Source organism: Microbacterium sp. NPDC096154 (genome assembly GCF_040302945.1).
Taxonomy (GTDB): Bacteria; Actinomycetota; Actinomycetes; order Actinomycetales; family Microbacteriaceae; genus Microbacterium.
Map to the genome: position 1 here is coordinate 299,234 of NZ_JBEOSM010000003.1, position 24,874 is coordinate 324,107.

At 73.9% G+C, this 24,874-nt stretch carries 21 protein-coding genes; 11 read left to right on the forward strand and 10 right to left on the reverse strand.

Going from position 1 to position 24,874, the window contains the following annotated elements; all coding sequences use genetic code 11:
• Nucleotides 1-166: 166 nt before the first annotated feature.
• Entirely contained in the window at nucleotides 167-1,744 is a 1,578-nt protein-coding gene (locus ABTW64_RS06080) for a stealth family protein (RefSeq protein WP_350620297.1), read from the forward strand.
• Between the two features lie 22 nt (nucleotides 1,745-1,766).
• On the opposite strand, the gene ABTW64_RS06085 is transcribed toward ABTW64_RS06080, so the two are convergent.
• Nucleotides 1,767-2,711, reverse strand: coding sequence for a phosphodiesterase (locus ABTW64_RS06085; RefSeq protein WP_350620299.1), 945 nt, complete (start codon nucleotides 2,709-2,711; stop codon nucleotides 1,767-1,769).
• Between the two features lie 159 nt (nucleotides 2,712-2,870).
• Between ABTW64_RS06085 and ABTW64_RS06090 the strand changes: the two genes are divergently transcribed.
• Both ABTW64_RS06090 and ABTW64_RS06095 read left to right on the forward strand, forming a co-directional pair.
• Nucleotides 2,871-3,470 carry a PadR family transcriptional regulator gene (locus tag ABTW64_RS06090; RefSeq protein WP_350620301.1) on the forward strand — a complete coding sequence of 200 codons (600 nt, stop codon included), beginning with the start codon at nucleotides 2,871-2,873 and terminating at the stop codon, nucleotides 3,468-3,470.
• 121 nt (nucleotides 3,471-3,591) lie between these two features.
• Nucleotides 3,592-4,944 (forward strand): hypothetical protein, encoded by a 1,353-nt coding sequence (locus tag ABTW64_RS06095; RefSeq protein ID WP_350620303.1) that lies wholly within the window; start codon nucleotides 3,592-3,594, stop codon nucleotides 4,942-4,944.
• Between the two features lie 95 nt (nucleotides 4,945-5,039).
• Here ABTW64_RS06095 and hpf read toward each other — a convergent pair whose 3' ends face one another.
• The 5 genes from hpf to mtrA form a co-directional block, all read right to left on the reverse strand.
• Entirely contained in the window at nucleotides 5,040-5,705 is a 666-nt protein-coding gene (gene hpf, locus ABTW64_RS06100; protein WP_350620305.1) for a ribosome hibernation-promoting factor, HPF/YfiA family, read from the reverse strand.
• 212 nt (nucleotides 5,706-5,917) lie between these two features.
• On the reverse strand, nucleotides 5,918-6,607 hold the full coding sequence (locus ABTW64_RS06105; protein WP_350620307.1) for a ComF family protein: 690 nt from the start codon (nucleotides 6,605-6,607) through the stop codon (nucleotides 5,918-5,920).
• Nucleotides 6,608-6,697: 90 nt separating this feature from the next.
• Nucleotides 6,698-8,413, reverse strand: a complete 1,716-nt coding sequence (locus ABTW64_RS06110; RefSeq protein ID WP_350620309.1) for an LpqB family beta-propeller domain-containing protein — start codon at nucleotides 8,411-8,413, stop codon at nucleotides 6,698-6,700.
• The gene (gene mtrB, locus ABTW64_RS06115) at nucleotides 8,410-10,203 is read right to left on the reverse strand and encodes an MtrAB system histidine kinase MtrB (RefSeq protein ID WP_350620311.1); all 1,794 of its coding nucleotides are present in this window, start codon (nucleotides 10,201-10,203) and stop codon (nucleotides 8,410-8,412) included. Before mtrB ends, ABTW64_RS06110 begins: the two co-directional genes overlap by 4 nt.
• 2 nt (nucleotides 10,204-10,205) lie before the next feature.
• Nucleotides 10,206-10,901, reverse strand: a complete 696-nt coding sequence (gene mtrA / locus ABTW64_RS06120) for an MtrAB system response regulator MtrA (protein WP_350620314.1) — start codon at nucleotides 10,899-10,901, stop codon at nucleotides 10,206-10,208.
• A 123-nt stretch (nucleotides 10,902-11,024) separates the two neighbouring features.
• Here mtrA and ABTW64_RS06125 point away from each other — a divergent pair, with 123 nt between their 5' ends.
• From ABTW64_RS06125 to aqpZ, 6 genes are all read left to right on the forward strand, one after another.
• Nucleotides 11,025-12,320, forward strand: a complete 1,296-nt coding sequence (locus ABTW64_RS06125; RefSeq protein WP_350620316.1) for a DUF7847 domain-containing protein — start codon at nucleotides 11,025-11,027, stop codon at nucleotides 12,318-12,320.
• Entirely contained in the window at nucleotides 12,317-12,985 is a 669-nt protein-coding gene (locus tag ABTW64_RS06130) for a DUF4129 domain-containing protein (RefSeq protein WP_350620318.1), read from the forward strand. The genes ABTW64_RS06125 and ABTW64_RS06130 overlap by 4 nt, the downstream gene beginning before the upstream one ends.
• A 101-nt stretch (nucleotides 12,986-13,086) precedes the next feature.
• Nucleotides 13,087-14,298, forward strand: a complete 1,212-nt coding sequence (locus ABTW64_RS06135; RefSeq protein WP_350620320.1) for a DUF4350 domain-containing protein — start codon at nucleotides 13,087-13,089, stop codon at nucleotides 14,296-14,298.
• Between the two features lie 122 nt (nucleotides 14,299-14,420).
• Nucleotides 14,421-15,344, forward strand: a complete 924-nt coding sequence (locus ABTW64_RS06140) for an AAA family ATPase (RefSeq protein WP_350620521.1) — start codon at nucleotides 14,421-14,423, stop codon at nucleotides 15,342-15,344.
• 22 nt (nucleotides 15,345-15,366) lie between these two features.
• Nucleotides 15,367-16,692: a DUF58 domain-containing protein gene (locus tag ABTW64_RS06145; RefSeq protein ID WP_350620322.1), complete on the forward strand. Its 1,326-nt coding sequence runs from the start codon at nucleotides 15,367-15,369 to the stop codon at nucleotides 16,690-16,692.
• A gap of 123 nt (nucleotides 16,693-16,815) precedes the next feature.
• Nucleotides 16,816-17,619: an aquaporin Z gene (aqpZ, locus tag ABTW64_RS06150; RefSeq protein WP_350620324.1), complete on the forward strand. Its 804-nt coding sequence runs from the start codon at nucleotides 16,816-16,818 to the stop codon at nucleotides 17,617-17,619.
• On the opposite strand, the gene ABTW64_RS06155 is transcribed toward aqpZ, so the two are convergent.
• On the reverse strand, nucleotides 17,616-18,611 hold the full coding sequence (locus ABTW64_RS06155; RefSeq protein WP_350620326.1) for a stage II sporulation protein M: 996 nt from the start codon (nucleotides 18,609-18,611) through the stop codon (nucleotides 17,616-17,618). The genes aqpZ and ABTW64_RS06155 overlap by 4 nt on opposite strands.
• A 17-nt stretch (nucleotides 18,612-18,628) precedes the next feature.
• On the opposite strand from ABTW64_RS06155, the gene ABTW64_RS06160 reads away from it, so the two are divergent.
• Nucleotides 18,629-19,474 carry an RDD family protein gene (locus ABTW64_RS06160; RefSeq protein ID WP_350620328.1) on the forward strand — a complete coding sequence of 282 codons (846 nt, stop codon included), beginning with the start codon at nucleotides 18,629-18,631 and terminating at the stop codon, nucleotides 19,472-19,474.
• 44 nt (nucleotides 19,475-19,518) lie between these two features.
• On the opposite strand, the gene ABTW64_RS06165 is transcribed toward ABTW64_RS06160, so the two are convergent.
• Nucleotides 19,519-19,728 carry a DUF3499 family protein gene (locus ABTW64_RS06165; RefSeq protein WP_203137806.1) on the reverse strand — a complete coding sequence of 70 codons (210 nt, stop codon included), beginning with the start codon at nucleotides 19,726-19,728 and terminating at the stop codon, nucleotides 19,519-19,521.
• A gap of 260 nt (nucleotides 19,729-19,988) precedes the next feature.
• On the opposite strand from ABTW64_RS06165, the gene ABTW64_RS06170 reads away from it, so the two are divergent.
• Nucleotides 19,989-20,429, forward strand: a complete 441-nt coding sequence (locus ABTW64_RS06170; RefSeq protein ID WP_350620330.1) for a hypothetical protein — start codon at nucleotides 19,989-19,991, stop codon at nucleotides 20,427-20,429.
• 32 nt (nucleotides 20,430-20,461) lie between these two features.
• Here the strand turns inward: ABTW64_RS06170 and ABTW64_RS06175 are convergent, their stop codons facing one another.
• Nucleotides 20,462-21,859 (reverse strand): DUF5719 family protein, encoded by a 1,398-nt coding sequence (locus ABTW64_RS06175; RefSeq protein WP_350620332.1) that lies wholly within the window; start codon nucleotides 21,857-21,859, stop codon nucleotides 20,462-20,464.
• Complete coding sequence (locus ABTW64_RS06180) at nucleotides 21,856-24,669, reverse strand: glycosyltransferase (RefSeq protein WP_350620334.1); 2,814 nt, start codon at nucleotides 24,667-24,669, stop codon at nucleotides 21,856-21,858. The genes ABTW64_RS06175 and ABTW64_RS06180 overlap by 4 nt, the downstream gene beginning before the upstream one ends.
• Nucleotides 24,670-24,874 lie beyond the last annotated feature (205 nt).

A 24,874-nucleotide genomic window follows, 5' to 3' on the forward strand; every position in this document is an offset into this window, starting at 1 on the left:
TGTGACGCGACGGAAACAACAGGACCCTACAATCTGGGAACCGGCTTCTCCCGCCGGCTGCACTCCCGCCGCTCGCCTCGCTCCCCCCGGGCCCCCGCCCATCTCCGCGAGCGGCCCGCCGGTCTGCCGACCAGGCGGCTCGCGCATTCCTGAACAGAGGTGATCGATGACGCTGCTCTCCCCGTCCGCGGCCATGCCCGCCGGCTCGTCCTCGGCTGCTGCTGCCGCCGCCGCTCCTCTCGCCGCATCTCCCGCGGCCCCGCTCGCGCACGCGGGCCTTCCCCACCTGATCGACGACGCGACGCCCGCCGAGGCCGAGGAGCGCGACCTGGTCGCCCTGGCCGAGGTGCTCGCGCACGCCGGCGTCGAGCCATGGCTCCTGCGCCGCTCGAGCGGCCGCCCCGCGCTCGCCGTGCCTGCCACAGCCCGCGACGCCGTCCTGGCGGCGCTGGACGAGGCGGCCGCGACGGAGCCATGGGCCGCCGCCCGTCGCGAGAAGAGCGTGGCCCGCCCGCTCCGCGCCGGCGCCGCGCGAGCCTTCGGCGGCGGCGACGTGGCCATCCTGTTCCGTCCCCGCACCGTGCCGTCCGGCACGCTGCGGTACGGCGCGGAGCGCGGCATCCGCCTCGAGTTCTGGCGCCGCGAGGGCCGCACGCTGCACGCCCCTCGCCCCAACGCGCTCACGCGCCGCACGATCGCGGCCGACGATCTGGCGTTCGACACGGTGCGCCGTCACGGCCGCTCGTGGCGCACGATCGCCGGCATGTGGGAGCCGCGCGCGAACGACTTCACCGAGGAGGTCGACATCGTCTTCTCCTGGGTCGACGGCGCGTCCAACGACTTCCAGCGCGAGCGCGCCAAGCGCATGAACGCGTATGTCGTGGGCGACGGCGACGACCACGCCGCCCGCTACCGCCAGGTGGACGAGCTGCGCTACGCGCTGCGCAGCGTGCACATGTTCGCGCCGTGGATCCGGACGATCTGGATCGCGACCGACAGCCCCGCGCCCTGGTGGCTGCGTGAGCACCCCCGCGTGCGGATCGTGCGCAGCGAGGAGTTCTTCGCCGACCCATCGGTCCTGCCCACGCACAACTCGCATGCCGTCGAGGCGCAGCTGCACCGCATCCCCGGCATCGCGGAGCACTTCCTCTACTCGAACGACGACATGTTCTTCGGCCGCCCCGTGCGGCCCGAGCTCTTCTTCACATCCGCCGGCATCAGCCAGTTCGTCGAGTGCGACGTGCGCATCGGCGTCGGCGCCGCGAACCCGTCGCGCAGCGGGCACGACAACGCGGCGCGCGTGAACCGGGAGGTGCTGCAGCGCCGCTTCGGGCGCGTCATCACCCGCGACCTGGAGCACTGTGCGACGCCGCACCGGCGCAGCGTCATGTTCGAGCTCGAGCGCGAGTTCCCCGAGGAGTTCGCTCGCACGGCGGCCGCCCGCTTCCGCAGCGCGACCGATGTGTCGGTGACCAACTCGCTCTACCACTACTACGCGCTGATGACGGGGCGCGCGTTGCCCACCACGGCACCGCGCACCGCGTACATCCAGACCACGATGCAGGAGTCGCTGCATCGGATGGAGCGGCTCCTGGCCCGCCGCGACGCCGACATGTTCTGCCTCAACGACGGCAGCGTGCCGGAGATCCCTGAGGACCTGCGAGAGCGAGCGGTGCGCGAGATGCTGGAGGCGTACTTCCCCATCGCCGCCCCCTGGGAGCGGACGTCGCCCGACGAGGAGTGACCGATGCGCGGCGGCGGGCCGCTCAGCGCATCAGCGGCAGCCGCGACGAGAGCGGCGAGATGCGGTCGACCCGGGCCCGCGCGGCCGAGCCCGGGATCACCACGCCGGCCGCCGCGAGCCGCCGGCGCGACTCCTCGGCGCTCGTCACCTCGGCAGGCGGGGCGGACGTGAGCGGCACCACGGAGTGGACCACCGTCTCGTCGTAGACGTGCACGAGGTTGTACGACTGGGCGGCATCGCGCGGCCGCATGCCGCCGTCGAGGACGCCCGGGTCCTGCGTGTAGCAGGTCGCCGAGGCGACCGAGACGGGGATGCCCGCGAACGTGGCCGATGTGGAGAAGTGCACGTGACCGGCCAGGATGGCGCGTACGTCGCTGTCGCGCAGCACGGGCGCCAGCCGCTTCTGGTCGCGCAGCTCGACCAGCGTCGCCAGGTCGAGCACGCAGGGCACGGGCGGATGATGCATCGCGAGGATGGTGCCGTGGGGCGCGGCGACGGCCAGCTCCAGCGCCAGCCAGTCGAGCTGGGCGTCGCTGATCTCGCCGTGGTGCTCCCCGGGCACCGTGGTGTCGAGCACGATGACGCGGAGGCCGTCGATGTCGTGGACCGCGTCGACGGGGCCGTCCCCGTCGTCGTCGAGCAGCTCCCGGCGGAAGACGCCGCGGGAGTCGTGGTTTCCCATGACCCAGATGACACGCGCGCCGAGCCGCTCGGCGGCGGGCTCCACGATGTCGCGCAGCCGCCCGTAGGCGTCCTGCTCGCCGAGGTCGGCGAGGTCGCCCGTGAAGACGAGGGCGTCGGGATGCCCTCCCGCCCCCGCGAGGTCGGACAGCACCCGCTCCACATTGTCGGCGGCGTCGATGCCGAAGACACCCCCGTGTGCGCGCAGATGCGTGTCGCTCAGGTGGACCAGGGTGTGGCTGGGGCGTGCGTACTCGGCGATCCGGACCTCGGGCGCGTCGGACATGGCCGCGATGCTACTCCGCCGGGCCGGACACGCCGTGAACACACGCGTGAACCGCGGATGAACGCGACTCGCCGCCCGGTTCGCCGCGGCGCACACCATTCCCGGTATGCATATACCCGGAAAGCAGATACGCACCTCGGTGCGGAACGGAGACACCGGATGAGCGTGCGCCAGAGTCTGCTCGCGATCCTCGACCAGGGCCCCTGCTACGGCTATCAGCTGCGCACGGAGTTCGAGCGTCGCACGGGCGGCACATGGCCCCTCAACGTGGGGCAGATCTACAACACCCTCGAGCGCCTCGAACGCGATGGGCTCGTGGTGCGGGGGGAGCCGGACGCGCACGGCCACGTCTACTGGCAGATCGCCGACGCCGGCAGGGCCGAGGTGCGCGACTGGCTCGTCTCGGCGGTCGAGCGCGGTCAGGCGGCACGCGACGAGCTCGCCGTGAAGCTCGCGCTCGCCGCCACGCTGCCCGGCGCGGACGTGACCAGCCTCATCCGCGCTCAGCGCTCGGCCACGCTGGCCCGCTTGGAGGAGCTGCGGCGCACCGAGCAGCCCGACCCGGATGGCCCGGAGTCGATCGCCCGGTCGCTCGTCGTGGACGCGATGATCTTCGCCGCGGAGGCCGAGGTGCGCTGGCTCGAGCACAGCGAGACGCGACTCGCGGCGCATCCGGATCACGCGCTGGCGCTGGACCTGTCGACCGAGCGTCCCCGTCGCGGCCGCCCGGCACGGATCGCAGCACGGGCGGTGGCATAGAAGCGGGCGAGAGCGCCCCGCCCCCGCGGCGGAGGGGCGGCGCGCGAGACGCGCTCGCGTGGTGCGCAGCACGGGTCGCGGCCCCGCACCCGCGCACAGCACGCGCGCATAGGATCGACCCATGGCCGGATTCTGGGGCAGGCGCAGGCGCGAGGAAGAGCAGGCACGGCAGGCGCAGGACGACGACCTGGCACGGCGCGCGCGGGCCGCACTGGTCGAGGCCGATGAGCGCATCCGGTCGACCGCGGACGAACTGGAGTTCGCCGTCGCCGAGCTCGGGGAGGCGGCCACCAAGGATCTGCGCGAGGGCCTGAACGCGGTGCGCACCCATCTGGGAGAGGCGTTCCACCTGCATCAGCTCAACCACGACGAGATACCCGACACGGCCGAGGAGCTGCGCACGCGCAACGCCCGCATCGTGCAGCTGTGCGACTGGGCGCAGGATGTGCTCGACGAGCGCACCGAGGCGCTGCGCGAGAAGATCGCGATGGTGCGGCAGGCGCCGCAGATCATCGAGGGGATCCGCACCGACGTCGAGCGGCTGCGCGCCCGCCTCCCGCAGACCCGCGAGACCGTGCAGCGCCTCGCAGGCCGCTACAGCGAGGCGGCGCTGCACCGCGTGGCCGCGAACCCCGACGAGGCCGAGCAGCTGCTCGACTTCGCCCTGCACAGCGCCGACGTCTCGGTGCGACGGCGCGAGGCCCGCCGGCCCGAGGAGGCGAACGTCGCGCTGGAGACCGCAACGGAGGCCGTGCGACGCGCGGGCACGATCATCGACGGCGTCGAGGACTTCGAGATCGAGGCGCTGCGCGCGCAGTCGACGCTCGCCGACGTCATCGCCGACTCGCGGGGCGACATCGTCGCGGCTCGGCCGCTGATGCAGGCCGGTGCGCCGCACGCGGCCGAGGTGACCGCCGCCGTGGCGGCTCTCGAGAACGCCCTGGCCGCACTCCCCGGCCCCGGCACCCCGAGCGACCCGTTCGCCGATCTCGCGCAGCTGCGCGATGCCAACGCGGCGCTCGACGCGGCCGTCGAGAAGGCGCGCGCGCGGGCCGCGCGGCCGGTGCCCGCCCTGGAGCAGGTGCGGCACGCCGTCGACGCCGCCGACCACGCCGTCGCGGTGGCACAGAGCGTGATCGCCGGGCACCGCGGGTGGATCGGCGCCGATGCGCGCACCCGGCTCGCCGAGGCCCAGCGCCTGCGCCCCGAGGTCGACCCGCTCGTCATGCCCGAGGACACCCGCGACCAGGCGCTCGCGATCGCCCGCCGCGTGCAGCAGCTCGCGACGGAGGCCTTGCAGGCCGCGCAGCGCGACATCGACTCCGGGCGCCCCGACGGGGACGACTGGGGCGGCTACGGCGGCTACGGCGGACGCGGGCGACCGCGCTCCGGCTTCGGCGGCGGTGGCGACATCCTCGGCCCCGTGATGGGCGGCCTGCTGCTGGGCGGCCTGATGGGCGACCTGTTCGATTGACAGCGCACGGCGACGGCAGCGCCCGCGACCGACGGCAGTCGGAGCCGCAGTCATGACAGAGGGGCCGGTCCGGGACCGGCCCCTCTGTGTGCGGGTTACGAGGCGAGCTTCTCGGCCTCGGGCGGCGCGGTCGCGGTGAGCGAGATCACGCCGTAGTCCCAGCCGCGGCGACGGTACACGACACTCGGGTGGTCGGTGCGGGCATCGATGAACAGGAAGAAGTCGTGCCCGACCAGCTCCATACGGTCGACGGCTTCCTCGACGGTCATCCACTCGGGTTCGAAGGTCTTGGTGCGGATGACGACGGGCGAGTAGTCCTCCTCGTCCTCGCCCTCGGCGACGATCGGCACCTCGCCGGTCGCCACGGCGCGGATGACATCGGCCGGAGCGGGCTGCACGTCGATGCCTTCCAGCGCACCGGAGCCCTTCTCGTAGTGGGCGCCGCGCGGGTGCAGCCGCCCCGTGACGCGCTTGTCCTTCGCGCGGCGCAGCTGCTCGGCGAGCTTGTCGAGCGCCATGTCGAGCGCCGCGAACTTGTCCCCCGCACATGCTTCCGCGCGCACGACGGGCCCCTTGCCGATGACGGTGAGCTCGACGACGTCATCCTCGATGCGCCCGTTGCGGTGAGCCTGGTGAGTGACCTTGACCTCGAGACGGAGCGCGCGGGGGGCCAGGCCCGCGATGCGCACGCTCTTCTCCTCGACCACGGATCGGAAACGGTCGGTGATCCCGACGCCGACTCCCGAGATGTTCGTTTCCATCGTGCCTCCCTGTCCGGTCCGCCCGGTCCCCGGCACCTTGTCCGGACGTGCGGACCTCGGTCGCGATCCCCCGGAGAGCCCGGGGCTGTGTGATGCCCTACCGTAGACCCGGCCGCCGCCGGTGTCACGCGGAATCGACCGGTATGACGCACAGCGTGGCGGTGAGGCCGGACAGATCCCGCTCACCGCGAGGGAAGAAGCCGCCGGAGCGGTCATCTATGCCGACGCGCAGCCGTCCGGGGGCGATCTCGCAGCGGTGTCGCCGCCACGACGGCTGCGCCGATCACGTGCGCGCCCTCGCGCTCGAGGGCGCGCCGCGCCTCCTCGAGGGTCGCACCCGTGGTCACCACGTCGTCGACCAGCACCACGGCGAGGCCCGCCGCCTCCGCGCGGGCCCGCATGCTGCCGGCGACGTTGCGCGCACGCTCCTCCCGTCCGAGCACTCGCTGATCGGATGTCGCGCGGGCCGGGGCCAGCAGCCGCATCGTGCGCACACCGGCGCGACGAGCGAGCAGCTCCGGCACCCGGTACCCCCTCCGCCGCATCGCGGTGCGGGAGGTCGGCACCGCGACCGCGACGACGGGCGGCTCGGCCCCGGCGACCGCGGCCCTCACCGCAGCGCGCAGGGCCGGGGCCAGCGCGGTGGCCACGTCGGTGCGACCCGCCTGCTTGAGCGCCCGCACGGTCCGCGCACAGGGCCCCTCGAACGACAGTCCGCTCCAGACGACGAGCGACCCGATCGAGTGCGCCTCAGGCCGCGGCGCGAGCAGCGCTCGGCACGGCGCGCACAGGGCCACGCCCTGCAGCCCGCACCCGGCGCAGGCGACGGGCAGCAGCAGCGCGAGAGCCTGCGCGCACGCACGGCGTATGACATCGCGCGCGGGAGCCCATCGGTCGTCCATGGCGCCATGCTCGTCGACGACGACCGCGCGGGTGCGTACCGCGGCCGGCGACGGGGCCTTTCGGTCGCGGCGGGCCGCTGTGGACGAGCCTCAGCCGTCGGCGTTCTGCGGAGCGCCCATCTGCGTCGCCAGCACGGAGACCTCCGAGCCCGTCTGCTGCCACGACGACCCGCGCCGCATGTACAGCAGCCCCTCCGCGCCGAGCAGCCGCACCGACGAGTCCTGCGTGCCGAACTCGATGGCACGGGTCCCGTTCGGAGCGTTCGAGCGCTCGGCCTGACCGCCGACCTGCTGCTCGATGACACTCGCCTCGTCGCCCTCGCTCGTGACGATGCCGAGCCGGGCGTCCTCGATCCAGGCGATCGACACGCCCGGCTGTGCGAGCTCGGCGGTGCGCATGGCGTCGCCCAGCCCGGTGGGCCGTCCGGCACGATCTCGGCGGACGCTCGCGACCATCGCGAACTGCTCGCCGCCCACCGTGACGAGCGCCGCGACGCGCGAGCCGTCGCGCGACATCGCCATGGCGTGCACACGCGACGCCTCGGACCAGCCGCCGGCAAGAGGGAACGGCTCCAGATCGGGATCCCACGCCACGACGGCGCCGGGATCGTCGGCCGGCACGGTCCAGACGTACCCGAACGGGTCGATCACCGGCGCGATCAGGTCGTCGCGCTCGTCGACTCGATCCGGACTGTCGGCGGTCACGCGGTAGACGAGCCCGGTCGACTGCTGCACGGCGGCCACCTGCCGGTCGGGGGCCACCGCGATGGAGTCGATCTGCCCCTCCATGTCCTCGATCGCGTCGCTGAGACCCTCGAGCGGCGTCAGCTCGGATCCCGACAGGAACCCCAGCTCGCCGTTGCGCAGCACCAGCGCCCGCGAGTCGGGCCGCGTCTGCGCGGGCTGCACGGGGTCGACCTGGACCGGACTGCTCTCGCCCGCGATCGTGAGACGCACGCTCTGCACGCCGGTATTGGCGAGGCTCGCGTCGAGCTGAGCCGCCATCCGGCTGAGGGCGGTGGTGTCGGCACCGGCGGCCACCGCGTTCAGCTCGATGTGCGCGACCTGGTCGGTGTCCACCGGCACCGCGCCCGTCGACAGGTCGATGTCCTGCGCGAACGCGCTTGCCACCGAGCCGGCCAGCCACGGGCTCGGCGCCCCGTCGACCAGCTCCCGCACGATGTACGTCGCGGTGTTGCCGCTCGTGGGGAACCAGCGCACGTCCGGCACCAGGTAGGTCCAGGTCGGGTCGAAGTACGCCAGGCGATGGTCGCTGTAGACGTCGGGGAAGTTCTGCCGGTCGAGCACGATCCCGTCGGGCGCCTCGACGATGCGCCACTCGCCGTCCTCCCGCTGCGTCAGCCGGAACCCGAGCTCGACCGACCCGGAGGCGGCCGTCGTATACGTGCCGTGCTCGTCGACCGTCGCGGTCGGGGTCAGGTTCAGCGTGACCGAGTCATCGCCCGTCACCTCATAGCGCCGGTCGTCGGCCACGTCCACGATCACGCCGGCCTCCGGACGCCATGATTCGGCGAGCGAGTCGGCCAGGAACAGGCGTGCGGTCTCCCAGCTGCTCAGCGGCGAGATCGCCGCCTCGACGAAGCCCGTGACGATCTCCTCGGGCGTCGCACCGCGCGCCGGAGCGTATGCGAAGAACTGGGTGGGCGGGTCCTCGGCCGCCTCGCCCGGTACGCGACCCGCCGTCACGGGGCCGGATGTCGGCAGCCCCGTGCACCCGGCGAGCGCCAGCACGAGCGCGAGCAGCACCGCGATGGCGCGGCTCCGGTGCACGGTCGCGGGCCTCATCGCGCCTCCCCCTTCTCGCCGGCGTTCGCGGGAGCGTCCTGGTCGACGCTGTCGACACCGTCGACGTCGCGCAGCTCGCGCACCTCGCCGACGTCGTCGAGTCCCTCGGCCTGCGCCACGTCCATTGTCAGGATGGGCTGCGTCGGCCCCAGCTCGCCCTGCAGCGGCTCGTCCGACGGCTCGAGCGGCACGGGCGACTGGACGTCGGGCGTCGCCCGCTCCCCCATGGCGGCCTGCGCGCGGAGATTGCGCGGGAGGGTGAGCACGAAGTTCGTGCCGCCGCCGAGCTGCGACCACACCTCGAGAGTGCCCCCGTGCAGCTTCGCGTCCCCGAGCGCGATGGACAGTCCGAGACCGGTGCCGCCGAGCGTGCGCTTGCGCGACGGATCGGCGCGCCAGAACCGGTCGAAGACGCGCTCGGCGTCCCCGGGCGACATGCCCATGCCGTAATCCCGCACGCCGACCGCCACGGCCTGCGGGCTGCTGTCGACCGTCACGACGATGGGCCGGCCCTCGCCGTGCTCGATGGCGTTGCCCAGCAGATTTCGCAGGATGCGCCGCACGCGCCGGGGGTCCATGTCGACCGGCGAGTAGCCGCCGGGCGCCACGAACCGCAGCTCGGTGCCGTGCTGCTCGGCGAGGTGCCGCATCGACTCGATGACGTCCTCGGCCAGGTGGGCGAGGCTCGTCGCCTCGAGCTCGAGCTGCACCGATCCGGCGTCGTAGCGGCTGATCTCCAGCAGGTCGGTCAGCAGCTCCTCGAAGCGGGCGACCTGCGCGTGCAGCAGCTCGGCCGCGCGCGCCGTGGCCGGATCGAACGCCTCGCGCCGGTCGTTGATCATGTCGGCCGCGAGCCGGATCGTCGTGAGCGGCGTGCGCAGCTCGTGCGAGACATCGGACACGAACCGCTGCTGCACGAGCGACAGCTCGGCGAGCTCGTGGATCTGCGACTCGATGCTGTCGGCCATCGCGTTGAACGAGCGGCCGAGCGTCGCGAGCTCGTCCTCGCCGTGCACGGGGATGCGCACCTTGAGGTCGCCCGCGGCCAGACGCGCACTCGTCGCGGACGCCTCGATGATGGGCGTCGACAGCCCCCGCATCACGAGCCACAGGATGGCCACGACGATGAGCACCATGGAGACACCCGACGCCCACAGCGTGCGCTGCACGAACAGCAGCGTCTCCGCCTCGTCGGCGAGATCGTAGGCGAGGTAGATCTCGTACGGACCCACGGTGGGCACCTGCAGCTGCTGCCCCACGATGATGCCCGGCACCTGGTCGCCGTCGGCGTCACGCAGGGCGATCGACTGCCACCACTGCGACTCGGGCTGCGACCGCACGCGCTCGCGCAGACCGGCCGAGACCGCCTCAGCCGTCAGCCCTCCTTGCCCGAAGTCCGACGGCGCCAGCGGCACGGGCTGCTGGTCGATGCGGAAGCCCGCGATCTGGTCGGTCGACGAGAGCTCGGTGATGTCGTCGCGCACCGACGTCCAGAGCACCTGCATCTGGGCACGGCTGCCGGCGACCTCGGAGGCGTCGAGCGTCTCGCGCGCGGCCTGCACGGCCCGCGACGCGTCGGCGAGCACCTCGTCGCGCCGCGTCTGGAACAGGTCGTTCTGGATGGCGAGCGCCATCCAGAGACACGCGACCGTGATCGTGATCGCGGTGAGAGCGGTCGTCACGAGGATCGTGCGGAACTGCAGTGAGCGATTCCACAGCGACAGCGCGGCCCCCGGCCACGTGCGCGGCGAGTGCCACGCGAAGAGGGTCGGCGCCGCCGCGGAGGGCATGGCTAGGACGCGGCGGTGCCGGAGACGGCGCCCGCGCGGTAGCCGACACCGCGCACGGTGGTGACGATGCGCGGGTTGTCGGGATCGAGCTCGATCTTGGCCCGCAGCCGCTGCACGTGCACGTTCACGAGGCGGGTGTCGGCCTTGTAGTGGTAGCCCCACACCTGCTCGAGCAGCTCCTCGCGCGAGAACACCTGCTGCGGCTTCGAGGCGAGCGCCACGAGCAGCTCGAACTCGAGCGGCGTGAGCGCGATGGGGGTCTGCCCACGGCGCACCTCGTGAGCCGCGACATCGACCGTGAGGTCGCCGATGCGCAGCACGTCGTTCGACGCCTCGGAGGTCGGCCGCAGTCTCGTGCGGATGCGGGCGACCAGCTCCTTGGGGTTGAACGGCTTGACGATGTAGTCGTCGGCCCCGGCCTCCAGCCCGCCCACCACATCGTTCGTGTCGGCGCGCGCCGTGAGCATGATGATGGGCACGCCCGACTCGGCCCGGATCTCGGTGCAGATCTCGATGCCGTCCTTGCCCGGCAGCATCAGGTCCAGCAGCACGAGGTCGGGTCGCTCCTGTCGCCACATGTCGACGGCGAGCTCGCCGTCGGCGCAGAAGACGGTGTCGAAGCCTTCGGTGCGCAGGACGATGCCGATCATCTCGGCGAGGGCGGTGTCATCATCGACGACCAGGATGCGGGCGGTCATACGGGGCGGAGATCCTTTGCTTGGAATCCTGGCGGGGATCAGATCCCGATCAGCCTAGACGACCGGCCGGGTTCTGTAACGTTGGTGCCATCCTGCGTCGCAGCCGGCTCACGAGGGGAATCGATGTCTCACGCACCGACATGGCGACCGGCCCCCCGCCCCGGGCTCGTGCCTCTGTACCCGTTCGGCTTCGGCACGGCGCTCGGTCGCTCGTTCGCCGTGCTGCGCGGCAACCCGCGGGTGCTGCTGGGCTTCGCGGTGGGCGTGCAGGCGGTTGCCTCGCTCGTCGGTGTCGCGATCATCGGCGCGGCGGCCGGACTGACCTTCTCGCGGCTCGACACGGTGCCGGAGTTCACCGACGAGTTCGATGCCATCATGGCGGGATCCATCGCGATCACGGCAGTCGTGACCCTCGTCGTCACCCTCGCGCTCAGCGCGCTGAACGTGGTCGTGCAGGGCGTCGTCGTCGCCGAGGTGTCGCGCGCCGTGGTCGGGGAACGCGCGACTCTGGGGCAGCTCTGGTCGCTCGTCAAGCCGGCCTTCTGGCGGCTGGCCGGCTACTTCCTGCTGCAGCTCGCGGTCGTGCTGGTGCTCGTGGTCGTCGTGCTCGCCCCGCTGTTCATCGGAGCGGTGACCGAGCAGTGGGGGGTCGCCCTGATCTCCTTTCCGCTGATGCTCGCCATGATCCCGCTGTGGGCGTGGCTCGGCACCAAGCTCTACCTCGTCCCGAGCGCGATCGTGCTCGAGCGCCTCGGGGCCTTCGGCGGCATCCGGCGCTCCTGGCAGCTGACGCGCGGGCGCTTCTGGCCGACGTTCGGGGTCATGGTGCTGATCTCGGTGATCGTGAGCGTGGCGGCCGGCGTGGTGTCCACGCCGTTGCAGCTGCTGACGACGTTCCTGCCGACGATCCTGATGCCGCTCGGCGAGAGCGAGTCCGATCCCGGTCCGGCGATCGGCGTGGCCGTGGCTGTCTCGCTGGCGAGCGCCGCGCTGCAGGTGCTCGTGTCGGCGATCGGCACGATCGTCACGGGCGCCGGCGGCGCGCTCATGTACGTGGACGCGCGGATGCGCCGTGAGGGCCTCGACCTGCGGCTGCAGTCGTACATCGAGCAGCGCGAGCTGGGTGCCGTGGCGCTCCCGGACCCGTGGGCCTTCGATCCGTCGCAGCTCGCGCCCCCTCGCCCCGAGTTCATGCCCGTCGCTCACGCGCCGTATCCGGCACCGTATCCCGCGTCATATCCCGCGCCGCCGCCCGGGCACCCGCCGTACGGACAGCCGCCGTACGGGCAGCCGCCGTACGGGCAGCCGCCGTACGGGCAGCAGCCGTACGGGCAGCAGCCGTACGGGCAGCAGCCGTTCGCCGCACCGTACCCGCCGTATCCGCCCGCTCCCCCGGCTCCCCCGGCAGGCGGATCGTGATCCCGGGCCGCCTCGTCGGTCTCATCGCGAGCGGACTCGCGCCCGACCGCGACGAGGCGCGCGAGTGGGCTGAGCGCGAACTGTCCGATCCCGTGTACGCCGAGGCCCAGCCGACGCCGCTCGACCGGCTGGCCCAGGCGATCGGCGAGTTCCTCGGCGACCTGCTCACCCCGCGCGGCGACGTCGAGTGGAGTCCCGTGCTCGCCGTGGCCGCCGTCGCGGTGGCCGTGGGCCTCGTGGTCGCGGCCGTGCTGATCTGGGGGCGGCCCCGCCTCGCGCACCGCGCGGACGAGCGGTCATCGCCGCTGTTCGGGGAGACCGAGACCCGATCGGCCGCCGAGCTGCGCGCGGCGGCCGCCGCGCACGCCGCGGCGAGCGAATGGGATGACGCCATCGTGGTGCGCTTCCGTGCCCTCGCGCGCGGGCTCGAGGAGCGCGGCGTCGTCGAGGCGCCTCCGGGCACCACGGCGCACGGACTGGCCCGCCGATCGGCTCATCCGTTCCCCGCGCACGGCGGCGCCCTGGAGTCGGCCGCACGCGCGTTCGACGACGTGCGCTACCTGCGCCGGCACGGCACGGCCGACCTGTACGCCGCGATCTCCCGGCTCGACGAGGACCTCGTCCGCACGACGCCCGCACGCGCCCCGGAGGCCGTGAGCGCATGAGCGACCCCACAGCGACATCGACCACAGCGACATCGACCACAGCGACATCGACGCCCCGCGTGAGCGATGTCGCCGCGCGAACTCGCCCCGCGGACCCGGCCTTGCCCGACTCCTTCGCCGGTCCCTCCTTCGCCGATCCCTTCGCCGCCGATCCCTTCGCCGCCGAAGCCGCCGAGCAGAGGTCACGCCGCCGCTCAGGTCTCGGATGGCTCGCTCTGGCGGCGGCCGTGATCGCGATCGGCGCGCTGGTCGCGATGCTCGCCGCCGGAGACTGGATGGCCCGCCCTCCCTTCGACCCGGACGGGCCGGGCGAGGACGGCGCGCGGGCCATCGTGAGCATCCTGCGCGAGCAGGGCGTCGAGGTCGTCGCCGCGACGGGGAGCGACGCAGCGCTCGCCGTTCTCGACGACGAGACCACGCTGGTGCTCACCGACACGCGCTCGCTGACGGACGCGGCCATCCGCGAGCTCGTCGCCGCCGCCGGCGACACGGTCGTTCTCGATCCGTCGGGCGCGATCGCCGACCTGCTGGTGCCGGGAGCCGCGCACGCGGGATACGGCACGGGCCCCGTCGCACCGGGGTGCTCGCTGCCCGTCGCACAGCGAGCCGGCGAGATCGAGCCCGGCCGCGCGTTCACCGCACCCGCGGGCGCGACGGGCTGCTATCCGGTCGACGACGGGTTCGCACTCGTGCGCGCGCCGGGTGTCGGCGCCGGCGCCGTGACCCTGATCGATGGCACCGTGCTGTTCGACAACGCCGACCTCGCCACCGAGGGCAACGCCGCCCTGGGCCTCGGTCTGATCGGCGGCACCGGCCGCGTCGTCTGGCACATGCCCTCGCCTGACGACGCCGCGGCGGGCCGCAGCGTCGAGCCCACGCTGGGCGATCTCGTGCCGCCCTGGCTCACCCCCGCCATCGTGCTGCTGCTGACGGCCGGCGTCGCCGCCGCGCTGTGGCGGGGACGCCGCTTCGGGCCGCTCATTGCCGAGCGCCTGCCGGTGACGGTGCGCGGCAGCGAGACGCTCGAGGGCCGGGCCCGGCTGTACGCGCGCGCGACGGATCCGGCGCATGCCGCGGACCTGCTGCGCGCCGGCGCCGCTGCCCGTATGGCCCGCGCCCTTGGCCTGCCGGCCGGCGCGACTGCGCGCGAGGTCGCCGACGCCGCGGCCGCGCGTCTCGGCGCACCGTCCGAGGTGACGCGCGCGATCCTGACCCACGTCCCATCCACAGACACCGAGCTCGCCTCGTTCGGCCGCAGGCTGCGCGACCTCGAGCGCGCCGTCGACGCCGCACGCGCCGCGGGCCCCCGCTGACCCGTCCCACCCGAGAGGATCACCGCATGGACAACACCGCGATAGACCAGGCCGGGACGCCCGGTGCCCCCGACGCCGACCGGCGACCGGCCACCGCAGACGCCGACGCGCTGCGCGCGGCCATGCACCGCGTGCGCCTCGAGGTCGGCAAGGCCGTGGTGGGCCAGGAGGGTGCCGTGAGCGGCCTGCTGATCGCGCTGCTCGCGCGGGGCCACGTGCTGCTCGAGGGAGTTCCCGGAGTCGCGAAGACGCTGCTCGTGCGCACGTTCAGCCGCACCCTCGGCCTCGACACCAAGCGCATCCAGTTCACGCCCGACCTCATGCCGGGCGACGTCTCCGGCTCGCTCATCTACGACGCCAAGGCCGGCGAGTTCGAGTTCCGCGAGGGACCGGTGTTCACCAACATCGTGCTGGCCGACGAGATCAACCGCACGCCGCCCAAGACGCAGGCGGCGCTGCTCGAGGCCATGGAGGAACGCCAGGTGTCGGCCGACGGCGTGACCCGCCCGCTACCCGATCCGTTCCTCGTCTGCGCGACGCAGAACCCCGTCGAGCACGAGGGCACGTACACGCTGCCCGAGGCGCAGCTCGACCGCTTCCTCATCAAGCTCGTGATCGACGTGCCGCCGCGCGAGGCCGAGGTCGCCGTGCTGCGTCGCCACGCCGACGGCTTCTCGCCGCGCGAGCTGGCGGGCGTCGCGCCCGTGGTGACGCCCGACGACATCCGCGCGGCGCAGCGCTCGGCGGCCGCGGTGACCGTCACGGACGACGTGCTGGCGTACGTGGTCGACCTTGCGCGGGCGACGCGGCAGAGCCCCTCGGTTCAGCTCGGGGCGAGCCCCCGCGCCTCGACCGCGCTGCTCGCGGCCGCGAAGGCATGGGCATGGCTCGGCGGCTACCCCGCCATCACGCCCGATCACGTGCAGGCCATGCTCGTGCCGGTGTGGCGTCACCGCATCCGGCTGCGACCGGACGCGGAGATCGAGGGCGTGTCGGTCGACGCGGTGCTGAACTCGGTCGTGCAGCAGACCCCCGTGCCGCTCTGAGCCGGCCCGCCGAGACATCCGGATGTACGTCACCGCCCTCCTCCCCTGGGTCGTCGCCGCGGGCCTGATCCCGCTCGTGCCGCTGAGCGCGATGGGCGCGGACCCGTGGCTCGTGCTGGCCGCGTGGCTTGTGCTGTGCGCCGCGGCGGTCGCCGTCGACGTGCTGGCCGCGCCCGACCCGCGCTCGGTCGCGCTGGAGCGTCTCTTCCCGGGTGGCGCCCGCCCCCCGCGCGTGCGGCTGGGGGATGCGGTCGACCTGCGGCTGCGCCTCGTCAACCGCGGCCGTCGGCGCATCCGGGCCACCGTGCGCGATGCGTGGCAGCCGACGGCGGGCGCGCGGACCGTCCGGCTGCGGTTCGACGTGCCGCCTCACGAGGCCCGCACCGCTCGCCTGACGCTGCGACCGCGGCGGCGCGGCGAGCCGCGCTCGGAGTTCGCGGTGATCCGGTCCGCGGGGCCGCTGGGCCTGGCCGGGGTGCAGCGGCGCATGGACGTGCCGGGTGCGATCCGGGTGCTCCCGCCGTTCCACGCGCGCCGCCACCTGCCCTCGCGCATCGCCCGGCTGCGCGAGCTCGACGGCAGCACCAGCGTGCAGGTGCGGGGCCAGGGCACAGAGTTCGACTCGCTGCGCGAGTACGTGCGAGGCGACGACGTGCGCTCGATCGACTGGCGTGCCACGGCACGGGCCGGCACCACCATGCTGCGCACCTGGCGTCCCGAGCGCGACCGTCACGTCGTGATCGTGATCGACACCGGCCGGACGGCGGCCACGCGCGTGGGCGACGGCACGCGTCTCGACGCGGCGTTCGAGGCCGCGCTGCTGCTGGCCGCGCTCGCTGCGCGGGCCGGAGACCACGTGCACCTCGTGGCGTTCGACCGCGTGGTGCGGGCCCGCGTCACGGGGGCCGAGGGCTCTGGGGTGCTGCCCGCGCTGGTCGACGCGCTCGCGCCGGTGGAGGCGCAGCTGATCGACACCGACTGGGATGCCGCGTTCGCCCAGGCCCGCGCGCTCGCCCCGCATCCCTCGCTGCTGGTCGTGCTCACCGCCCAGGAGGCTCCGGACGCCGCGCGCGGCTTCCTGGGCACCCTGCCCCACAGCGTGCGCGCCGGGACGGTCGTGCTCGTCGGCACGGCGACGGACGCCGACCTGGAGCGCACGGCGCGTGCGGGCGGCTCGGTCGACGACCTCTACCGCGCCGCGGCCGCCGAGGCCGCGCTGCGCTCGGCCGGCGGAGTCGCCCGCGCCGTCGTGCGCGCCGGAGCCGAGGCCCTGACCGCCTCCCCTGACGAGCTGCCCCCGCGCATCGCGGACCGCTACCTGGCCCTGAAGGCGGCCGGGCGCCTCTGAGCCGGCCGCGGAGGCCTGCCCGCGTCCCGGCGACACGAACCGGAATACCTGCGTGACACTCCTTGCAGGGGCACGGACGCCCCTGGCACCATGCGGAGCAAGACGATGACGAGAGGAACGCGCATGTCCGATCCGAATCCCGAGGCCCCCGTCGAGCCCACGGAGCTGGCCCACACCCCTCCCGCCGCCCCCTCGACGACCGCCAAGCTCGTCGCCGAGGCGTTCGGCACGCTTCTGCTCGTGTTCGGCGGCGTCGGCACCGCCGTGTTCGCGTCCAACCACTTCACCGACACCCCCGCCGCCGTCTACACGGCGGTCGCCCTGGCCTTCGGGCTCACGGTCGTCGCCGGCGCCTACGCGTTCGGTCCCGTCTCGGGCGGTCACTTCAACCCCGCGGTCACGCTGGGTCTCGCGGCCGCCGGACGGTTCCCGTGGCGCGAGACCGGCGGATACATCGCCGCGCAGGTCGTCGGCGGCGCGATCGCCACGACGCTGCTCGTGCTCATCGGCCTGTTCGGACCGGCCGGATGGCTGCAGACCGCTCAGGACGGCGGCTTCGCCAGCAACGGGTGGGACGCCCTCTCCCCCGCGGGGTTCGGCATGGTGGCCGCGATGATCGCCGAGGTGGTGCTCACGGCACTGTTCGTGCTGATCATCCTGGGGGTGACGCACCCCACGCGCGGCACGCCGCTCGCCGGTCTCGCGATCGGCCTGAGCCTCACCCTGATCCACCTCATCAGCATCCCGGTCGACAACACGTCGGTGAACCCGGCGCGCTCGATCGCCGCGGCGATCTACGGCGGCGGCGAGGCGCTCGCGCAGCTGTGGGTGTTCATCGTGTTCCCCATCGTGGGCGCGCTCATCGCCGGCTTCGCCTACAAGGCCCTGTTCGACACCACGAAGCCGACCGGACCCGTGGGCCGCTAACCGGCGACCAGGCGGGGCGTGCCCGACTCGTACTCCGTGAGGTCGCCCGTCTCGCCCGCGCGCGCCGCGCGACGCCCCAGCACCAGCATCCAGAACAGCAGCACGCCCAGCGCAAGCGCGCCGATGCCGATCTTGAGCCACCAGGGCCACGGCTGCCCCGTGACGAAGCCCTCGACCGCGCCGGCGAGCGCGAGCGCGAACACCAGCCCGATCGCGACCGCGGCGAGCGCCCGCCCCTCGGCGGCCAGCGCAGCCCCGCGCGTGCGCGGCCCGGGGGCCACCCACGCCCAGAACGTGTGCAGACCCGCGGCCCCCGCGACGAAGATGCATGTCATCTCGAGCAGCCCGTGGGGCAGGATGTACAGGATCATGACGTCGAGCCGGTCGTACGCCGTCATCACGGCGGCCGCCGTGCCGAGCCCCACCGCGTTCTGCACGAGGGCGTAGAGGGGGAACACGCCGGTCACCCCGAACAGCACGCACTGCACGGCGATCCAGGCGTTGTTGGTCCACACCATGCCGGCGAACACCGCGGCGGGGTTCTCGGTGTAGTAGTCGGTGAACTCGTGCTCGGCATAGCGCTCGAGCGCGGCCTCGGGGCCGAGGGTGGCGATCAGCGCAGGGTCTCCGGCGATCCAGGCGCCCGACACCGCGACCACCAGGATGAACGACAGCGCGATCGCGAGCGTCGTCCACCGCACCCGGTACAGCGCCGCCGGAAGCTGGTGCAGGAAGAAGCGCGGCAGCTGCCGCAGCACGTTGTCCGATGCCCCCGTCAGCGCGAGCCGCGCACGCGACAGGATGGTCGACACATGGTCGCCCTGCGGCGACCGTCCCGCCGAGGTCTTGATGTCTGCGAGGTCGGCTGACGCCGCCTGATAGCGAGCGATCAGCTCGTCGACCTCATCCCCTCTCAGCCGGCGGCGCTTCGACAGCTCGTCGAGGCGCGCCCATTCGGCCTGTCGCGCAGTCGCCAGGGCATCGAGGTCCACAGTGATTTACTGTACGCATGTCGACCGCCGCCGTCCCGGATCGGGGAACGACGCCTGCCCGGCGCACGCCGCGAGCCGTGGTGGTGGAGCACGACGAGGTGCTGACCGGTGAGGCCGTCGCGCTGGACGTGCAGCCGATCGGCCTCATCCTGCGGGTCGCGGGTGCCGCGATCGACATCGCCGTCACCGTCGTCGTGTACCTGCTGCTCCTGCTGGCGCTCGTGGGTCTGCTGAACGCCGGCGTGATGCCCGAGAGCGTGATGCGGATCCTGTCCATCGTGCTGCTGGTGCTGCTGCTCGTGGTCGTGCCCACCGCGGTCGAGACGATCACCCGTGGTCGCAGCCTGGGCAAGCTGGCGGTCGGGGGCCGCGTCGTGCGCCTCGACGGAGGGGCCATCTCGTTCCGCCACGCGTTCATCCGCGCCGTGACCGGCGTGCTCGAGGTGTACATGACGCTCGGCGGGCTGGCGCTGCTGGTGGGCATCTTCACCCCGCGCTCGCAGCGCCTCGGCGATCTCGTGGCGGGCACGTACGCCGAGCGCACGCGGACCCCCCGCCTCGTGCGGCACGACGTCCCGGTGCCCCCCGGACTCGAGGCCTGGGCGGGCATCGCCGACGTCGCGCGGCTTCCCGACCAGCTCGCGCGCCGCGTGGCGCAGTTCGTCACGGGCGCCGCGACCATGCATCCCGCCGCCCGGCAGCGGGTCGCGGCAGAGCTCGCCGCCGAGGTTCGTCCGCATGTGTCGCCGGTGCCGCCGGTCGATGCCGAGACGCTGCTGGGCGCGGTCGTCGCTGTGCGCCGCGAGCGCGAGCTGCACGCGCTCACGGCCCGCGCCGAGCGGGTGGCCCACCTGTCTCGCTGAGCGCGCGGCTCAGCGACGCCGAAGGGGAGGAATCGGCAGCGGCGTCAGGATGCGCGGAGAGTCTCGTGCCGCACGACGGTCCAGCCCTGCGGCACCGACAGGCGGTCGGTGTGGATGGCGCAGAGATCGTGGGCATGGGGGTCGTTCGCCGCCCCGAGCGGGCCCACGGCCGCCATCTGGTCGCGGTAGTCGTAGGTCAGGGTGGTCACGGCCTCACGGGCGCAACCCACCTTCGAGCACACTCTCTCACGCATCGCCCCCACCCTACGGCCCGGCTGCGGGGGCTCCCGGCAGCCGCGCCGTGGCCCGCCCGCTCCGACACGGATTCGGACGTCCGCACGGTTCAGGACGGCGCAGGCCCGGACCATCCTGAGCCGTGCAGAACTCCGGAACCGTCCAGAACTCCGGAACCGTCCAGAACTCCGGAACCGCAGAACTCCGGAACGTGCCGACCTGCCCAGTCGTGCGACCGCGGCGGACCCTCGTCGCAAGCATGCCTGCGTAGGCTGGTCGCATGGCTCTCTTCGGGCGTTCGCGCCGTTCCACCCCGCGCGGGCGCGCAGCCCGGCACGGGCGTCACGGCCGAGTGGGCCGCAGCCCCGTCGTCCGGCCGCCGCTGCCGCCCATCGACACGCGCGTCGAGCGCTTCGACGTCGCGGTCGGCGGCGCGGCCGAGTACCTGCGGAGCGCGTGGCCCGAGCTGCGCGAGGTGAGCTTCGAGATCGGCCGGCTGCCCCGGCAGGCGGACGAGGACGGCATCCCCCGGTGGACCGTCGACCGCGACGCGCGGCGCATCGTGCTGTACCGCGTGCCGATCGAGCGCCTCGGGCGCCTGCACCGGGTGGACGACACGCACCGCCGCATGATGATCGAGGGCGAGGTGTTCCGCGCCGCGGCCGACTACCTCGACCGCGACCCGTGGGATCTCGGGCCCGACCGCTTCCGGTTCCTCTGAACCACACCGGCGGCCCGCACCGCCGGTGCGCCTCACGGGTAGACGGTCACGGGCTCCGGGCGCGCCGCGTCGGGCCAGACCGCGACCGAGGCGAGGGCTGACTCGTTCGCGAAGCCGACCGACACATGGACCGCCGAGCCGCGCGGGTCGATCGAGTAGAGCTTGTCGTCGCGCACGTCGATCACGACCGTGTCGCCCGCGGCGATGTCGACATCCTGCGGGTCGTCCCCTTGACCGGCGACGGACACGGTGACGTCCTGCGCCGCCGGGTTCGCGATGTTCAGGCTCGCGTCGTCTCCGTCGGGCACCGCGACGAGAGTGGTGTCGGAGATCGGCGGCGCGGCGGTGTGCCACGCGTAGTCCGACCCCGCCCCGAAGCCCGTGGTGTGCCAGACCGCCGCGACCAGCGGCGCCTCGCTCGTGACCGTCACGGTGTACTCGCCCTTGTCGAGAGCGCCGAGGTCGACGTCGAGCGGTGCGCCCGCCGTGAGCGCGACGGACTCGGGGGCGCGAGCCGGCTCCGCACCGTCCCCCGCCTTCGTGACCGTGATGGTGGCCCGCGTATCGCTCTCGGACAGCAGTCGCGCGATGGAAGACGCGCCCTGGGCGCCGTCGGCGTCCGTCACGACGCGCAGCCCGGGGATGACCTGCACGGTCGCCGGCCGCACGGCCGACTGGGTGTCGATGCCGCCCGGCTCCAGGGTGCGGACGATGCTCGACTGCAGGCTCGCGCGCACGGGAGCACCCGTCGCCGTGACGCGGAGGCTCGGACGGCTCTCGCCGCCCGCCAGACCTGCGAGCGGCAGCGCCACCTGGGTGCGCGGCGGGATGGGCACGGCCTCGGCGCCCGGCGGCGTCACCGCCCCGGCGACGCCGTACACCGTGACCTGGACGGTCGCCGAGACGTCCCCGGGATTGGCGAGCAGCAGGATGCCCGTCGAGCCCGTCTCGGTGTCGCCGCCCACGATCCACGACTCCATCTGCGGCGGGCGGCACGCGGACGCCGAGTAGCCGCCCAGGTCGTCTTCGTCCACGCGCACGGACGACGCGGCCGCGACCGACACCGGCTCTCGCCCGTCGGGCTTCTGCACGAAGCGTGCCGCGGCGGCCTCGCCGGCGACCGCGGGCTGCGCGAGCGCGTCGGACGCCGGCTGCTCGCCGCGGTCGTTGCCGGCGGTCTGGCGGCTGGGAGCCGCGGCCGAGAGCCCGCCGGCATCCTCGACCGTGCGGCCGAGCGCGAGCACCGGACCGTCGCAGGCGAGGATCGTCTCCGCGGGCACGGGCGTGACCTCCAGCGCGGGCGGCGGCGTGGCGACCGCAGGCCAGGGCAGCGCGGCTGCCGCGGTGACGGCGACGACCGAGCCGGCCGCCACCAGCCCGCCCATGATCAGGCGCGTCCCGAGGGTGCGCTGGGCCGCCGTGATCCTCATGAGTCGCTCCCCTCGTAGCCCCGGCCGACCACGCGCGGCATCCGACGCGCCTCGCGCCGCGAGGCGAAGGTCGGCACGGCCAGCAGCAGCGCCACCAGCAGCGCGAGCGCCTGCGCCGTCGCGATCCACCGGGCGGTCGACTGCTCGTGGTCGTCGAGGGACGCGCGCGGCTGCGGGTCGGCCTCGAGGCGCCAGAGCACACCCTTCGCGGTCTCACCCACGCGCACGAATCCCGAGCGCTGGTCGATGGCCGCCACCGCGTCCAGTCGCCGCGTGCGCGAGGCGTCGGTCTCGGCGTCGTCGCCCGACTCGAGCAGCACGAAGCGCACGCCGAGCTCGCCGAGGCGCTCCTGCACCTGCCCGGAGCTGGCGCTCACGAGATCGCCCGCCACCTCGGCCAGCAGCCGGTCGCTCTCGTCCGGCCGCGGGTCGGTCGACTGCAGCGTCGACTGCCCGCCGAGTGTGTCGCCCGCGCCCCACACGAGCCGGGCGGCGACCGCTCCGTCCTGCTGCGCGGTCAGCACGACCGTGCCCACGTCGCGCTCGTCGGCGGCGCGCGCGGTCACGTACGCCGGCAGCGTCGACTCCGGGCCGTTCGTCAGCAGCGCCTCTCCGCGCGCCAGCGCCGTGAGCGACGGCACCGCGACGATGGCGACGCACAGCGCCGCGACGACCGCGGCGAGCCGCGCGAGAGCGGGTCGTCGGATGCCCGCGTCGAGCGTGACCGCCGCCGCTGCCACGACGCCGAGCCAGGCCAGACTCAGGGCCGTGCCGGGCCACACCGGAACCGGGTGCGACTGCGTGAACGACACCTGCACGCCCGCGACCAGATGCGCGGACACGAGCCCCGTCACCGCGATGGCCACGGCGCCGATGCCCGCCCGCCAGCGCGGCGTGAGGGGGGCGGCGAGTGCGAGGAGGGCGACAGGCGCGAGCAGCAGCGGCACCCAGGCCGTCTGCGGCTCGGATGCGCCCATCCACGTGAGCAGACCGCCCCATCCGGCCGGGTCGGCGCCGGGCAGACCGAGCGCTAGCAGCAAGGAGCCCGCGGGCTCGGGGCCGACCCACGGACGTCCCGGGTCGGCGAGCAGGGCCCACGGCGTGCCGCGCTCGAGCTGCGCCCGGACGAGCGGCAGGAAGAACACGATGCTCGGCACCACGATCCACAGCACGCGCGCCAGACCGCGGCGCACGCGGAAGAGCACGGTCAGCAGCACGGCCAGCGCCCAGAGCAGCGCGAGCGCCGGCGCGAGCGAGGGCGCGCACGCCAGCACCGCGATCAGCAGGATCGACGCGGAGCCGGATGCCCCCCACGAGCGGTGCGCGACCGCGGCCGCGAAGAAGAGCCACGGCAGCAGCACGTGAAGCAGCACGGCGGCCGGGCGCCCCTCGACGAGCGCCGTCAGGAAGGAGGGCGCCAGGCTCCACAGCCCCGCCAACGCGGCGCGCACGCCGGAGCGATCCGTCACGCGCGTGGCGGCGAACCAGCCACCGAGCACGGACAGGGGCAGCGCGAGCACCCACAGCAGCACGAGCGCGAACGACGGCTGCGCGGGCCACAGCGAGCCCACCACCGCGAGCAGCGACGCGAAGGGGTCGGCGGGCGAGACGACGTCCGCGCCCGTCGCGCGGAGCCCGTACGCGGCGTCGGCCCACAGCGCGTCGACCGTGTCGCGCAGCGGCAGCAGACCGCCCCCGCCGATCACGGGCCAGGCCAGCAGCGGCAGGAAGCCTGCCACCGAGACGACGAGCGCCGCGAGCACGGCCCATGCGCCGCCGCCCGAGAAGAAGCGCAGCTCGCGGCGCACGGTGGGTTCGCCGCCGCCCGGGTCGTGCCGTTCACGCAGCTGCGCCTGGGTCGCTCGCAGCGGTGCGATCTGCGCCCACGAGCCGGTGCGCGCGGCGCGGATCGCTGCGCGCGACCGGGCGATCGCGGCGATGCGCGCCATGACGGTGACCGCCGCGGCCCACTCCGCGGGGACACGTGCCGGCGCCTTGGCCACCAGGTGCAGGAACGAGCGCCACAGTGCCAGGGGCAGCAGCGAGAGCCAGTGCAGCGGCACCGCCCATGTCGGCGCGTACGCGAGGCGACGGTGCAGCTGCGCGACGCGCACGGCGAACGCGCGGGCCATGGGACGGCGCGGCAGCCCCGCCGCCGCACCCACGAGGACGCGGGCGCCAGGCGCGAGCGCGACACGCCGTCCGCCGAGACGGGCTCGCACGCCCATGTCGAGGCCCTCGTCGGCGCCCGCCAGCGCGGGATCCGGCAGCAGCTGCCGGCGCGCGTCGCTGCGCAGCAGCAGTCCGCGCACGTCCGCGCCGAGCACGTCGTCGTCGCCGTCGTGCTGGCCCTGGTCGAACTCGCCGCCCGCCAGGGGCACCGTCCGGCCGAAGCGCGTCATGCTGACACCGAGCGACACGATGACCGACGGGTCCCGCTGGTCGACCAGCTTCGGCGCCGCGATCGCCACCGAGGGCGCACGCTCGAGCGCGGCGGACAGCGCCGCAAGGGCGCCGGGCTCCGGCTCCGTGTCGTGCGCGAGCAGCCACACCGCCCGACCCGCGGGCACGCGCGCCGCGCCGAGGCGCACCGCCGTGGCGAAGGAGGTGGCGGCAGGCGCCTCGATCGCGCCCTCCGCTCCGGACGCGTCGATCTGGGCTCGCAGCTTCTCGGCCGAGCCGCAGACCACGACGGTCAGTGCGTCGACGGGACGGTGCTGCGCGCGCAGGGCGGCGAGGGTGCGCTCGAGCTGGACCGCGGCTTCCGGTGTGGCGCGCGCGACGAGAATGGCGTGGACGGCGGGGGGCATGTCGCGGTCAGCCTAGGTCGGCGTCGCGCAGCTCACTGCGGCACGCGCCGAGGAAGCGAAGATTCCCGGAGCGATCCCGACGCAGGGGCCGGATCTCATCCGTTCCGCAGCCGACATCCGTTCCGCGGGCGACACCCGTTCGGCTGGATCGGAAGGGCCAAGGATCTCCCGCGGAGGGTTATCGCCGACGCTGCGGTGTCGGGCC